At 67.5% G+C, this 12,679-nt stretch carries 12 protein-coding genes and 1 tRNA gene; 8 read left to right on the forward strand and 5 right to left on the reverse strand.

Features of this window, described 5'->3' with window-relative positions:
- The first annotated feature begins 104 nt into the window (after positions 1–104).
- Both QRN21_RS12185 and QRN21_RS12190 read left to right on the forward strand, forming a co-directional pair.
- Positions 105–1,148 (forward strand): methionine ABC transporter ATP-binding protein, encoded by a 1,044-nt coding sequence (locus QRN21_RS12185; RefSeq protein ID WP_056280029.1) that lies wholly within the window; start codon positions 105–107, stop codon positions 1,146–1,148.
- Complete coding sequence (locus tag QRN21_RS12190; protein ID WP_285364238.1) at positions 1,148–1,807, forward strand: methionine ABC transporter permease; 660 nt, start codon at positions 1,148–1,150, stop codon at positions 1,805–1,807. The genes QRN21_RS12185 and QRN21_RS12190 overlap by 1 nt, the downstream gene beginning before the upstream one ends.
- Here QRN21_RS12190 and QRN21_RS12195 read toward each other — a convergent pair.
- Both QRN21_RS12195 and QRN21_RS12200 read right to left on the reverse strand, forming a co-directional pair.
- Complete coding sequence (locus QRN21_RS12195) at positions 1,794–2,717, reverse strand: pseudouridine synthase (RefSeq protein WP_198032322.1); 924 nt, start codon at positions 2,715–2,717, stop codon at positions 1,794–1,796. The genes QRN21_RS12190 and QRN21_RS12195 overlap by 14 nt on opposite strands.
- Before the next feature lie 17 nt (positions 2,718–2,734).
- On the reverse strand, positions 2,735–3,229 hold the full coding sequence (locus QRN21_RS12200; RefSeq protein WP_053097060.1) for a MarR family winged helix-turn-helix transcriptional regulator: 495 nt from the start codon (positions 3,227–3,229) through the stop codon (positions 2,735–2,737).
- Positions 3,230–3,300: 71 nt separating this feature from the next.
- Between QRN21_RS12200 and QRN21_RS12205 the strand changes: the two genes are divergently transcribed.
- The 6 genes from QRN21_RS12205 (at position 3,301) to QRN21_RS12230 (ending at position 8,878) form a co-directional block, all read left to right on the forward strand.
- Positions 3,301–3,372 (forward strand) — tRNA-Gln (locus QRN21_RS12205).
- 1 nt (position 3,373) lies between these two features.
- Complete coding sequence (gene glmU / locus QRN21_RS12210; protein WP_072591547.1) at positions 3,374–4,804, forward strand: bifunctional UDP-N-acetylglucosamine diphosphorylase/glucosamine-1-phosphate N-acetyltransferase GlmU; 1,431 nt, start codon at positions 3,374–3,376, stop codon at positions 4,802–4,804.
- 8 nt (positions 4,805–4,812) lie between these two features.
- Positions 4,813–5,847 (forward strand): ribose-phosphate diphosphokinase, encoded by a 1,035-nt coding sequence (locus tag QRN21_RS12215; RefSeq protein WP_053097056.1) that lies wholly within the window; start codon positions 4,813–4,815, stop codon positions 5,845–5,847.
- A gap of 85 nt (positions 5,848–5,932) precedes the next feature.
- A complete protein-coding gene (locus QRN21_RS12220; RefSeq protein WP_285364239.1) occupies positions 5,933–6,403 on the forward strand; it encodes an FMN-binding protein in 471 nt (156 codons plus the stop codon).
- Between the two features lie 15 nt (positions 6,404–6,418).
- Positions 6,419–7,276 carry an FAD:protein FMN transferase gene (locus QRN21_RS12225; RefSeq protein WP_285364240.1) on the forward strand — a complete coding sequence of 286 codons (858 nt, stop codon included), beginning with the start codon at positions 6,419–6,421 and terminating at the stop codon, positions 7,274–7,276.
- Between the two features lie 27 nt (positions 7,277–7,303).
- Positions 7,304–8,878: a flavodoxin reductase gene (locus tag QRN21_RS12230; protein ID WP_285364241.1), complete on the forward strand. Its 1,575-nt coding sequence runs from the start codon at positions 7,304–7,306 to the stop codon at positions 8,876–8,878.
- A 248-nt stretch (positions 8,879–9,126) separates the two neighbouring features.
- On the opposite strand, the gene QRN21_RS12235 is transcribed toward QRN21_RS12230, so the two are convergent.
- The 3 genes from QRN21_RS12235 to QRN21_RS12245 all read right to left on the reverse strand — a co-directional run bounded on the left by QRN21_RS12235 (position 9,127) and on the right by QRN21_RS12245 (position 12,646).
- Positions 9,127–9,960 carry a DUF559 domain-containing protein gene (locus tag QRN21_RS12235; protein ID WP_285364242.1) on the reverse strand — a complete coding sequence of 278 codons (834 nt, stop codon included), beginning with the start codon at positions 9,958–9,960 and terminating at the stop codon, positions 9,127–9,129.
- A gap of 461 nt (positions 9,961–10,421) precedes the next feature.
- Positions 10,422–11,891, reverse strand: coding sequence for a sensor histidine kinase (locus tag QRN21_RS12240; protein ID WP_053097046.1), 1,470 nt, complete (start codon positions 11,889–11,891; stop codon positions 10,422–10,424).
- 26 nt (positions 11,892–11,917) lie between these two features.
- Positions 11,918–12,646, reverse strand: a complete 729-nt coding sequence (locus QRN21_RS12245; RefSeq protein WP_067120752.1) for a response regulator transcription factor — start codon at positions 12,644–12,646, stop codon at positions 11,918–11,920.
- Positions 12,647–12,679 lie beyond the last annotated feature (33 nt).

Below are 12,679 nucleotides of genomic sequence, written 5' to 3' on the forward strand. Positions count from 1 at the left end.
GACGACCGGGGTGGGTGACACCCCCGTCCGATGAGGGAGAATCGGGTGGCGCTTCGTGCGTCACCCGATTCTTCGTTCCCGAAGCAGACAGACCGGAGCACCGTATGCCGATCGTCACCCTGACGAATGTCTCGAAGACCTACCCCTCCCGCACGCGCGACGAGTCCGAGGTCGTGGCCGTGGACGACGTGACCCTGTCGATCGAGAAGGGCGACGTCTTCGGGATCATCGGATACTCGGGCGCCGGCAAGTCCACGCTCGTACGACTGATCAACGCGCTCGAGCCGGCGACGAGCGGGACCATCACCGTCGACGACGTCGACATCACAGCTCTCAAGGAGAGCGAGCTGCGCAAGGTCCGCGGCGGCATCGGGATGATCTTCCAGCAGTTCAACCTGTTCTCCTCGCGCAGCGTCAAGGCGAACATCGCCTACCCGCTCAAGCTGGCCGGATGGTCGAAGCCGGACATCGAAAAGCGGGTCGCCGAGCTGCTGAGCTTCGTGGGCCTGGCCGACAAGGCGAAGGCGTACCCCGAACAGCTCTCCGGTGGCCAGAAGCAGCGCGTCGGCATCGCCCGCGCCCTCGCCACCGGCCCGGCCATCCTCCTCGCCGACGAGGCCACCAGCGCACTCGACCCGCAGACCACGCATGAGGTGCTCGACCTGCTCAAGCGGGTCAACCAGGAGCAGGGCGTCACGATCGTCGTCATCACCCACGAGATGGACGTCATCCAGACGATCGCCACCAAGGTCGCGGTCATGGAGAACGGACGGGTGATCGAGCAGGGCGATGTCTTCGACGTGTTCTCCGCCCCACAGAATCCGGCCTCGCAGCGCTTCGTCGGAACGGTCGTGAAGGGCGTCCCGTCGCCGTCTGAGCTCGGCGTGCTGCGGGAGCGCCACCGGGGCCGCCTCGTCACGTTCTCGTTCCGCGACGGCGACTCGTCGCAGGCTCAGGTCTTCCTCGACCTCGCCGGCGCCGGACTCGACTTCGAGCTCGTGTACGGCGGGATCAACGACATCCGGGGGCGCGCCTTCGGCCACCTCACACTCGCGATCCGGGGTGAGAGCGCCGTGATCGACCGCGCGCTCGAACAGATCGGCCAGCGCGTCGAAGTCACCGAGATCGCAGAAGAGGAGGCACGCTGATGGATCGTCTGAACGAACTGTGGCCCGACCTCTGGAAGGCCGCCCTCGAGACCCTGTACATGACGTCGTTCGCACTCGTGCTGGGCGGCGTCCTCGGTCTCGCGATCGGCGTCATCCTGTATGTCACTCGTCCGGGCGGGCTCGCCGAGAACCGGGCCGTGTCGGTCATCGCGAACCTCGGGGTGAACTTCTTCCGCCCGATCCCGTTCGTGCTCTTCGTCGCCGTGGCGCAGCCGTTCGCCCGCGCGGTGGTCGGCACCGGCATCGGCACCACGGCCGGCGCGTTCATGATCGGTCTGGCCGCGGCGTTCGCCATCGGCCGCATCGTCGAGCAGCACCTCGTGTCGGTGTCGCCCGGCGTGATCGAAGCCGCGCGCGCCATGGGCGCAGGTCCCGCGCGCATCCTGTTCACGGTCGCGATCCCCGAGTCGCTCGGACCGCTGATCCTCGGCTACACGTTCATCGTGGTGGCACTGATCGACATGACCGCGATGGCAGGCCTCATCGGCGGCGGCGGCCTCGGCGCGTTCGCCCAGATCTACGGCTTCCGGCAGTTCGAGCCGGTCGTCATGTGGACGGCGATCGTCCTCATCGTCGTCTTCGTCCACCTCGTGCAGATGCTCGGCACGTGGCTCGCGCGCAGGATCATGCGGCGCTGACGGGAGCCTCCTGCAGCGTGCGCGTCGTGGTGAAGACCCGCGGCGCGCCGCTCAGCGGATCGACGAAGTGCAGCTCGCGCGCGAGCAACTGCATCGGCTTCTCGAAGTCGTCGGGCTTCTCGCCACGCAACTCGGGGTAGAACGGATCGTTCAGGATGCCGAGCCCCAGCGCGGCGAGATGCACGCGGAGCTGATGCATCTTGCCGCTGTGCGGGTGCAGGAGCGTGTGCACGACGCGATCGTCGGCATCGATCACATCGATCTGCGTCTCGGCGTTCGGCTCCCGCTCGTCGTCGACCTGGACCTTCAGCTCATTGCGGAGCTTCACGATGTGGTTGCGGTAGACGAGCGGGAATCGTGAGGCATCCCAATCGGCCGGACGAGCCGACACGGCCTCGTACACCTTCTGCACCTGCCGCGTCTCGAAGAGCAGCTGATACGGCCCTCTCGTGGCCGGTCGCGCCGAGAACATCAGCACTCCTGCCGTGGCCCTGTCCAAGCGGTGGATGGGGGCGAGCTCGTCGTTGTCGAGAAGGTTGCGCAGTCGGATCAGCGCCGAGTTCTGCAGGAACTTCCCGCCGGGGATGGTGGGCAGGAAATGCGGCTTGTCGATGACCACCAGATCGTCGTCCTGATGGAGGACCTCGATCTCCACGGGGAGACGGGTCTCGACGGGCGGGTCGCGGTAGTACCAGATGAACTCCTCGACCCCCAAGGGCGTGTCCCGTGCGAGAGGGGTGCCGTCGCGGGCGACGATCTCACCGCGATCGAAGCGGCTGAGCAGCCCCTCGGGATCGAGGTGGAAGAAGCGCTCGATCATGTACGCGCCGACGGTCGGCCATTCGCCGCTCATCGGCACGTGCAGACGCGTCGCGCCGACGCCGTCGCGCACCGGAAGAGGGGAGAGCATGCCCATCCGTCAGCCCCTCACGCGTCGAAGCTCAGGCTCAGCTTGCGCAGCAACGCAGCGAGCCGATCGCGGTCACCGCGGGACAGCGCCTGCAGCAGGTCGTCCTCGACGTCGACGAGGCGCGTGATCGCGGCATCCACCCGGATGCGTCCGTCGTCCGTGAGCGTCACGAGCACGCTGCGGCCGTCGGCCGGGTCGCCCTCCCGTCGCACGAAACGTCGGCCGACCAGACGGTCGATGCGATTGGTCATGGTGCCGCTCGACACCAGCGTCTGCTGCAGCAGCTGCTTGGGGGAGAGCTGGAAGGGCGCGCCCGCGCGGCGGAGAGCCGACAGCACGTCCCATTCCCAAGCCTCCAGGTCGCTGCGTCGGAACACATCTCTGCGAGCCCGGTCGAGCAGCCTGGTCAGGCGATCCATCCGCGACAGCACCTCGAGAGGCGAGAAGTCGAGGTCGGGGCGCTGGGTGTTCCAGGCGCCGACGATCCGATCAACCTCATCCGCCTCAGTCATCCGTCCATTATCGCCGGTAGCACGCAGGTGGACGTGGCAGACTTGATCCGCGGCGCCCTCGGGGGCCGCGGTCCGCCGTGGTGTAATGGCAGCACGACAGCCTTTGGAGCTGTTAGGTCTAGGTTCGAGTCCTGGCGGCGGAGCATGACTGGGAACAATCTCGCGATCATCGTCCTCGCCGCAGGCCAGGGCACCCGCATGCGCTCGCGTCTTCCGAAGGTGCTGCATCCGATCGGCGGGCGTCCGCTCGTCGGCCACGTGCTGACCACCGCGACGCGACTCGGCGCCGATCACATCGAGGTCGTCGTGCGGCATGAACGCGACCAGGTCGTCGCCGCACTCGAGAAGGACTACCCGACCGCGGTCTTCATCGATCAGGACGACGTCCCCGGCACCGGACGCGCAGTGCAGGTGGCTGTCGACGCGCTCCCTGCCGACTTCGACGGCGACGTGCTCGTGCTCTCGGGCGACTGCCCTCTCGCGGATGCGGACACGCTGGGCTCGTTCCTCGACGCGCACCGCGCCGCGCAGGCGGAGGCGACCCTCATGACCGCCGTGGTCGAGGACCCGACCGGCTACGGCCGCGTCATCCGCGACGCCGACGGCGGCGTCGATCGCGTCGTCGAGCAGAAGGATGCGACGACCGAAGAGGCTGCCGTCAGCGAGATCAACGCAGGCATGTACGTGTTCCGCGTCTCGACGCTCCGCAAGTACCTGCCGTCGGTGGGCGTCGACAACGCGCAGGGCGAGATGTATCTGACCGACGTGCCGGGGCTCCTCCGCCGCGATGGCAGCCGTGTGGCGGCATCCGTCGTCTCCGACGTCACCGTCACCTACGGCGTCAACGACCGCGCTCAGCTCGCGGAGGTCGGTCGTCTGCTCAACCGCCGCATCGTGCGGCGCTGGCAGCTCGAGGGCGTCACCGTGATCGATCCGGCGACGACGTGGATCGACGACGACGCGACCCTCGCGCCCGACGTCACGATCCTCCCGAACACGCACATCCTGCGGGCGACGACGATCGCCGAGGGCGCCATCATCGGACCGGACACCACCCTCGTCGACTGCGAGGTGGGAGAGGACGCGATCGTCCGCCGCACCGATGCGACGCTCGCGGTGATCGGTGCCGAGGCCACGGTCGGACCGTTCTCGTTCCTGCGGCCGGGCACCGTCCTGGGGGCCAGAGGCAAGATCGGCGCCTACGTCGAGACCAAGAACGCCGAGATCGGCGAAGGCAGCAAGGTGCCGCACCTGTCGTACGTCGGAGACGCGACCATCGGGCGAGGCGTCAACCTCGGTGCGAGCACGATCACCGCGAACTACGACGACGTGAACAAGCACCGCACGGTGGTCGAGGACGAGGTGCACACCGGCTCGCACACGACCCTCGTCGCGCCCGTTAGGCTGGGAGCCGGCGCCAAGACAGGTGCTGGCGCTGTCGTCCGCAAGGACGTCCCCGCCGGCTCCCTTGCCATGAGCGTCGCCCCTCAGCGCAACATCGAGGGTTGGGTAGAGAAGAACAGGGCAGGCACGGGCGCGGCAGACGCCGCAGCCCGAACCCGAGTGGCGGAGTAGGCAGAACGATGGCGCGCAAGAAGAAGACGGTCGATCTGGACAGGGACAACGGCATCGCTCCGGGTCTCGTTGCCAAGACCAAGAAGCGACTCGTGGTCGCAGGTGGTCGATCGCACCCCGAGCTCACCGCGGCAGTGGCCGCGTCGCTCGGAACAGAGGTCGTGCCGACCGAGCACCGCACCTTCGCATCCGGTGAGATCTACGCCCGGTTCGAGGTGTCGATCCGAGGCTGCGACCTCTTCCTGATCCAGACCTTCGGTGAGCCGGTCAACGAGTGGCTCATGGAGACCCTCATCATGATCGACGCCGCGAAGCGCGCGTCCGCCAAGCGCATCACCGTCGTCGCCCCGTACTATCCGTATTCGCGTCAGGACAAGAAGGGCCGCGGCCGTGAGCCGATCAGCGCCCGCCTCGTCGCCGACCTGCTGAAGACCGCCGGCGCAGACCGCGTGATGAGCGTCGACCTGCACGCCGCACAGATCCAGGGCTTCTTCGACGGTCCCGTCGACCACCTGTTCGCCAAGCCCGTGCTGCTCGAGTACTTCCAGCGCACGCTGAGCCCCGCCGACCGAGAGATCCTCACGGTCGTCTCGCCCGACATGGGTCGTGTCCGCGTGGCCGACACATGGTCCGACAGCCTCGGCGCCCCGCTGGCGATCATCCACAAGCGACGCGACCCGAAGGTCGCGAACCAAGTCTCGGTGCACGAGATCGTCGGAGCGGTCGAGGGTCGCACCTGCCTGCTCGTCGACGACATGATCGACACCGGTGGAACCATCGTGAAGGCCGCGCAGGCGCTCAAGGCCAACGGCGCGCATCGCGTGATCGTCGCTGCGACGCACGCGATCTTCAGCGATCCGGCCTCGGAGCGTCTGCAGGACGCCTCGATCGACGAGGTCGTGATCACCGACACGATCCCGCTCACCGAGTCGCGTCGCTGGGACAAGCTGACGGTCCTCCCGATCGCCCCGATGCTCGCGCGTGCGATCCACGAGGTCTTCGAAGACGGATCCGTCACGAGCATGTTCGGCGGAGACGCGTAAGCGACTCATATATCGGGCACAGCCTGCACATAGACGGGCTCCCTACGGTCGAATCAACACATCGATCAAGGCCGGGAGGACCATCATGATCCGCACGACTGTACCGACTTCTGTTCGCAAGAGCGCCGCCCTGGTCGGCGTCGCCGGGCTCCTCGTGCTCGCCGGTTGCTCCGCCACCGCGGATGCCGAAGACCAGTCCACCGACGCCGGAACCGACACGAGCACCGAGTCGACGGATTCGGGCGCATCGACGAGCGGCGACTACACCGACGGCACGTACACGGCCGACGGTTCGTACCAGACCCCCGAGACGGTCGAGAAGATCAGCGTGACCCTCACCGTCGCCGACGGCCTGGTCACCGAGGTCGAGGTGACCGGTGACCCGCAGGCACGCGAGAGCGAGCAGTACCAGGGGCAGTTCATCGACGGGATCTCGGATGAGGTCGTGGGCAAGTCGCTCGACGAGATCGAGGTCAGTCGAGTGGCCGGATCGTCGCTCACCAGCGGCGGGTTCAACGAGGCCGTCGAGTCGATCAAGGAGCAGGCGGCCGCCTGAGGCGCCTGACCACGTATGGCGATCTGGCGTTTCGACGCGATCGGCACGGCCTGGGAGATCGAGACGTCGCACGAGCTCGACGAGCATGACCGTGAGCGAGTCGGGGCCGAGATCGAGCGGTTCGACCGAGAGTGGTCGCGGTTCCGTGACGACTCCTCGGTCACCCGGGTCGGCCGTGACGGCGGCTCGATCTCCTCGCCTGATGCGGGAACCATGCTCGATGCCTTCCGCGAGCTGTCCCGCGCGACCCACGGGGCGGTCAACCCGCTCGTCGCCGACAGCCTGTCGGCCCTGGGCTACGACTCGTCGTACTCGCTCGTCGCGCACGATCCCGTCGCTGCGCCCGGCGACTGGACGTCCCTGCTGGGCTGGACGCCGGGGGAGGCCACGGCATCCGTTCCCGCCCTCCTCGATGTCGGCGCCCTCGGCAAGGGGCGCCTCGTCGACGTCGTCGCCGCGGTGCTGTCCGACGTTCCCGGGAGTGTCGTGGTCGATGCCGGCGGTGACATGAGAGTTCGCGGTGATGTCGTTCGGGTGGGCCTCGAGCATCCATACGACCCGACGAAGGCGATCGGAGTGATCGAACTGCAGAATGCCGCGCTGTGCGCCTCGGCGGTCAATCGCCGTGCGTGGGGCGACGGACTGCATCACGTCCTCGACGCTCGCACCGGCGTGCCCGTGCGGACATGGGCGGCCACGTGGGCGATCGCCCCCGACGCGATGCGAGCGGACGCGGTCGCGACAGCGCTGTTCTTCGAGGGCGGGCCAGAGATCGCCGCATCGTGGGGCGTGGAGTGGGTGCGGATGACGACCGACGGGCGGGCGGAACGCTCGAACGGCTGCCCCGCTCAGCTGTTCACCACCCGCCGTTGAATCAACGAAGTAGGGAAGAGTAGACCTGTGATCACCTCCATCACCGCACTGCGGCAGCGGGTCCTTGCGTTGCTCGGCGGCATCTCGATGTATCGCCTGGTGCTGTTCGCGCTGCTGACGCTGGCGCTCATCGCTGTGGTGCTCTCAGCTCTCGGCGTGATCGTCTCACCCACGCCGGTCGAGATCCTCGCATCCTTCGTCGTCCTGGCCATGGTCATCTCGCTGGTGGACGCAGCGGCCCAGCGAATCCTGCGCCTTCCATGGCGTATCGAGTCGTCGCTGGTCACCGCGCTGATCCTGCTCTTCGTGCTCCGCCCCGGCATCGAGCCGAATGCCCTGCTCGGCCTCGCCATCGCCGGAGCCGTCGCGAGCCTCTCCAAGTACCTGATCGCGTGGCGAGGTCGGCACATCCTCAACCCGGCGGCGTTCGGCGCTGCCGTCGTGTCGATCCTCGGGTCGTTCGGAGCGTTCGAATGGCTCGGGACCTCGTCGTCCTGGTGGGTGGGCACCCCGTCACTCTTCATCCCCGTCCTGATCCTCGGGCTCGCCGTGCTGTGGCGCACCGAGAAGGTGCGGATCGTCTTCGTGTTCCTCGTCGTCGCCATCGCCGTCTCGGTCCTTCGTCAGGCCGTGCAGGCGCAGGAGTTCGCGATCGACTTCGACGCCGGCTCCGCCCTCTCGTTCGCGATCCTGCAGTCTCCGTTCCTGTTCCTCGGTGCGTTCATGCTGTCGGAGCCGTTGACTCTGCCGCCGCGCCGGTGGCAGCAGTTCTCGGTGGCAGTTCTCGTCGGCGTGCTCGCCGGCTGGCCGATCGCGATCGGCGGCCTCTTCACGCTCGGGCAGGAGCGTGCTCTGCTCATCGGAAACCTCCTGGCCTTCGCCTTCGCGCTGCGCGGATCCGTGCGTCTCGTGCTCGAGAAGCGGCAGTTCATCACGCCGACGGCTCAGGAGCTGACGTTCCACGCGAAGGGCACGCTGAAGTTCCTGCCGGGGCAGTACCTCGAGCTGGACGTGCCGCACTCCCGCCCGGATGCGCGCGGAACCCGTCGCGAGTTCAGCATCGTCTCGGCGCCTGCCGACCTCCCGACGCTGCGCATCGCCTACAAGGACGGCGATCAGAAGCATCCCTCGAGCTACAAGCGCGCGCTGGCGGCCGCCGAGCCGGGTGCTGCGCTCGCGGTGACCGGCACATGGGGCGACTTCCTGCTTCCACGCGCCGAGACCCCGGTGCTGATGGTGGCCGCGGGCATCGGCGTCACGCCGTTCGTGTCGCAGCTGCGACAGCTGATGCTGACCGAGCAGCAGCGTGACGTGGTTCTCGTCTACGTGGCATCCGACAGCTCGGAGCTCGCGTTCCGCGACGAGCTGGCCGCGACCGGTGCGCGCGTGATCGTGTTCACCCGGGACGAGCCTGTCGACCTGCCCTCGCGCTGGACCTGGGCCCAGGGTGTGCGCCTCGACGCGGCGGCTCTCGAGCACTACGTCCCGGACATCGGCGAGAGGCATTCCTACATCTCCGGCCCGCCGCGGCTGATCGCCGACCTCGCTCCCGCCCTGCAGAAGGCGCGGTCGCTCACGACAGACGCCTTCGCCGGGTACTGAGTCCGGTCTGTTCGGCGTCGCCCGGCGCCACGTGCAGGACGCCAGCACGTTCTGCGGGCCGGTTGTCCTGATTCCGTCCTGCATTCGTGCCTCGGTCCTGCGAGTGGGTACAGGCCGTGCGTCGACGGAGCGCTCTGTAGATCGCGGGGGTGGGTCGTCCTGTGCCGGTTGCAGGACCCAGGCACGTTCTGCGGGGTGGTTTTCCTGATTCCATCCTGCATTCGTGCCTTGGTCCTGCAACCGGTACGTCAGATGCGTGCGCGAAGGCGATCGACGGCCGCAAGGATGGCGGCTTCCACGACCGGCCAGTCGTGGACGATCATCGCGTAGTCGAAGCGCAACGTCTCATATCCCTGCCTGGATGCCTCCGCATCGCGCAGCAGATCTCGATGGCGGTGCGATGCGCTGTCGTGATTCTCCGCCCCGTCGGCTTCGAGGATGAGCAGCTCATGGAGCACGAAGTCCACGCGTCCGACCGAAGGTATGTCGACCTGACATTCGAGACGGATCCCGAGCAGGTGAAGCCGAAGACGTAGCAGGGACTCGAGGCCGCTGTCGGCATCCGTCCGAGCCAGATCGACCAGCCACCGAGCCTTCGCCGGCAGGCGGGATCGGACGCGGGCGCGGCCTGCCGCTCCGATCTTGCGCAGCTTCAGGGCCGACTCGATCGAGACGAAGAACGACTCATCGCCCTTGCAGAGATAGACGTGCACAAGGGCGTCCTCGAGGGGAGCGAGGCCGAGAACCGTCCGTCCGTCGAAGTAATGGCCGGTGCAGGTGCATGCGATGTGGTGGTTTCGGCCGTGAGTGCCGAGCCAGACATGCGGATTCGTATCGTCCTCGAGCGTCCAGATGCCGTGCAGCCGCAGTGCACGAGAACAGGTCAGTGCGCCTCCGTGCGCGGCAGAGGTGAGAACGTCGGCGGGAGCGGATGGCGTCGCGAACACGCCGTTGCGGACGCGAGTGATCGTGCCGTCGCGAACGGCTGATGAGAGCATCCGTCTGCTCAGCCCGAACTGGCGAAGAGTCGTACCCCTGGCCAGATCACCCAGGTGAGAGAGGACGTGTGCGGCGGTCGGCATCTGATCGATCCTGCCCGTTCTGAGGCGGGGGACGGATCGGAATCGAGGGTCGTGGAAGGTATCGGCTGATAGCCCGACCTGTGCAGAAGAGAAGTCGTGGGTCCGTGCGGTCGTCTGCTTCACCGTCTGCAGGATGAGAGCTCGGTTGCAGGATCGAAGTCGTCGGTTCGTCCTGCGAACGTGCCGCGGCCCCGCAACCGGCCCGGGGGGAGGGCCGGCGCAGAGGGGAGCGTGTTCCGTCTGCAGGATGAGAGCACGGTTGCAGGATCAAAGTCGTCGGTTCGTCCTGCAAGCGTGCCGCGGCCCCGCAACCGGCCCGGGGGGAGGGCCGGCGCAGAGAGGGGCGTGTTCCGTCTGCAGGACGAGAGCACGGTTGCAGGACCGAAGTCGTCGGTTCGCCTTGCAGAAGTGCCTCGGTCCCGCAGACGGCTCTGCGGGACCGAGGGGAGACGAAGACGCGGTCAGTCCGAGGCGGACGCCGGATTGATCGGGAGCCGCACGCTGAAGGTCGTGTCTCCGGGCTCGCTGTCGACCGTGAGGTGACCGCCGTGTCCTTCGACGATCGCCTTCGCGATGGCCAGTCCGAGCCCGGTGCCGCCCGTCTGGCGGGCGCGGGAGCTGTCACCGCGGGCGAAGCGTGCGAAGAGCTCCTCTCGCACCCCGGGGTCGATGCCCGGGCCGTTGTCGTGCACGCGCAGCACGGCCTCGTCGCCTTCGCGGGCCACGCTGAGGGTGATCGACGTACCGGCAGGCGTGTGCGTCCGCGCATTCGCGAGCAGGTTCGCGACGACCTGGTGCATGCGGCCCGCATCGCCGACGATGACGATGGGCTCGTCCGGCGCCTCGATGTTCCAGTGGTGGTCGGCTGCGGTCGGGCGCGCGTCGGAGAGCCCCTCCAGCGCGAGCTGCGTCAGATCGACGGTGCCGTAGACGAGTTCTCGTCCCTCGTCGAGACGGGCGAGCAGCAGCAGATCCTCCACCAGGCGCGTCATGCGCAGGGACTGGGCCTGGATGCGCTCGAGCGACGTCGTGGTGCTCTCGACGGCCGCCTCTCCGCCCTGCTGCTTCAGCGCACGCAGAGAGAGCTCGGAGTAGCCCCGGATCGACGACAGAGGCGTGCGCAGTTCATGGCTCGCGTCGGCGACGAATCGACGCATCCGCTCTTCATTCTTCTGACGGGAGGCGAGAGAGGCGTTGACATGGTCGAGCAGCTTGTTGAGGGAGGAGCCGACGAGACCCGTCTCGGTCCGCGGATCGGCCTCCGCGGCAGGCACCCGCTCGGTGATCTGCACCTCTCCGCGGTCGAGGGGCTGGTTCGCCACCCGCGTCGCCGTCGCGGCGACCGCACGCAGCGGTCTCAGTCCGACGCGGATCGTGATCGCCGTCGTGAGAGCGAGGAGGATCAGACCGCCGATCGTCGCGAGGGCGATCACGGTGAGCAGTGTGGCCAGCTGATTCTGGATCTCGGTCCGGGGGAGACCGGTGACCACATTCACACCGTTGGGCGCCTGCTTCGCGAAGACCATGTACGAACCGAAGTCGTCCAGGGCGACGGTGGCGCTGGGCTGGCCGGCAAGTGCTGCGTCGATCCGTTCGAGGTCCGCGCTGGTCAACTTCTGCGGGACGCCGCCCCACTCGTCCTTGGTGTCGGGGAAGAGCACGCCGCTGGTGCCACCCTCGGTGCTGGACACCGCCAGCAGGAGTCCCGGAACCCGCGCATCGTTGATCTCGAGGATGTTGTCCATGTTCGCGAACTGGGCCGGTACCCGGCTGACCCACTGCGTCACCTGATTCGAGTAGCTGTGCAGGCGATCCTCGAGCTGCCGTTCGAGCGTGCTGCCGAGCAGCGCACTGGTGATCACGGCGACGATCACGAGGATGAGCGAGACGAAGCCGATCACGGCTGTCATCAGCCGTGTCTGCAGACTCATCGGCCGTCTGGCCATCCCCGTGCTGCTCACTGAGGCGCCTTGATCATGTAGCCGACACCGCGCACGGTGTGCAGCAGCGGGGCGCGTCCGGCGTCGATCTTCTTGCGGAGGTACGAGATGTACAGCTCGACGACCGAGGACTTGCCGCCGAAGTCGTAGCTCCACACGCGATCGAGGATCTGCGCCTTCGACAGCACTCTGCGCTCGTTGCGCATGAGGTAGCGGAGCAGCTCGAACTCGGTCGCGGTCAGCTCGATCTCGGTGCCATCGCGCATGACCTCGTGGCTGTCCTCATTGAGGGTGAGGTCGGCGACGCGGAGGATCGACTGACCGTCGTCGGCGGTCGCATGTCCCGTGCGACGGATGATCGCGCGCAGACGTGCGATGACCTCTTCGAGGCTGAACGGCTTGGTGACATAGTCGTCGCCGCCGGCGGTGAGGCCGGCGACGCGGTCGCCCACGGCATCCTTCGCGGTCAGGAACAGCACGGGCACGAGGCTGCCCGACTCGCGGAGGCGCCGCAGCACGGCCATGCCGTCGAGGTCGGGCATCATGATGTCGAGCACGAGAGCGTCGGGTTCGAACTCGCGCGCGACCTGCAGAGCTTCGAGGCCGGACGACGCCGTGCGCACCTCCCAGCCCTCCATCCGCAGAGCCATCGCGAGCAGGTCGGTGAGCATCTGCTCGTCGTCGACGGCGAGGATGCGCAGGGGGGAGCCGTCGGGGCGGCGCAGTTCGGGAAGATCGGTGCTCATGAGTACATTCTGCGGAATCACCTATGGGGTTTC

The organism is Microbacterium sp. LMC-P-041, from assembly GCF_030209555.1.
Lineage (GTDB): Bacteria > Actinomycetota > Actinomycetes > Actinomycetales > Microbacteriaceae > Microbacterium.

What these genes read in the sequence shown, in the direction of transcription:
- QRN21_RS12195 (WP_198032322.1), bottom strand. Translation starts at nt 2,717, where the DNA reads ATGCTCTCCCCTCTTCCGGTGCGCGACGGCGTCGGCGCGACGCGTCTG.
- QRN21_RS12225 (WP_285364240.1), top strand. Translation starts at nt 6,419, where the DNA reads ATGGCGATCTGGCGTTTCGACGCGATCGGCACGGCCTGGGAGATCGAG.
- QRN21_RS12220 (WP_285364239.1), top strand. Translation starts at nt 5,933, where the DNA reads ATGATCCGCACGACTGTACCGACTTCTGTTCGCAAGAGCGCCGCCCTG.
- QRN21_RS12235 (WP_285364242.1), bottom strand. Translation starts at nt 9,960, where the DNA reads ATGCCGACCGCCGCACACGTCCTCTCTCACCTGGGTGATCTGGCCAGG.
- glmU (WP_072591547.1), top strand. Translation starts at nt 3,374, where the DNA reads ATGACTGGGAACAATCTCGCGATCATCGTCCTCGCCGCAGGCCAGGGC.
- QRN21_RS12245 (WP_067120752.1), bottom strand. Translation starts at nt 12,646, where the DNA reads ATGAGCACCGATCTTCCCGAACTGCGCCGCCCCGACGGCTCCCCCCTG.
- QRN21_RS12190 (WP_285364238.1), top strand. Translation starts at nt 1,148, where the DNA reads ATGGATCGTCTGAACGAACTGTGGCCCGACCTCTGGAAGGCCGCCCTC.
- QRN21_RS12240 (WP_053097046.1), bottom strand. Translation starts at nt 11,891, where the DNA reads ATGAGTCTGCAGACACGGCTGATGACAGCCGTGATCGGCTTCGTCTCG.
- QRN21_RS12215 (WP_053097056.1), top strand. Translation starts at nt 4,813, where the DNA reads ATGGCGCGCAAGAAGAAGACGGTCGATCTGGACAGGGACAACGGCATC.
- QRN21_RS12200 (WP_053097060.1), bottom strand. Translation starts at nt 3,229, where the DNA reads ATGACTGAGGCGGATGAGGTTGATCGGATCGTCGGCGCCTGGAACACC.
- QRN21_RS12185 (WP_056280029.1), top strand. Translation starts at nt 105, where the DNA reads ATGCCGATCGTCACCCTGACGAATGTCTCGAAGACCTACCCCTCCCGC.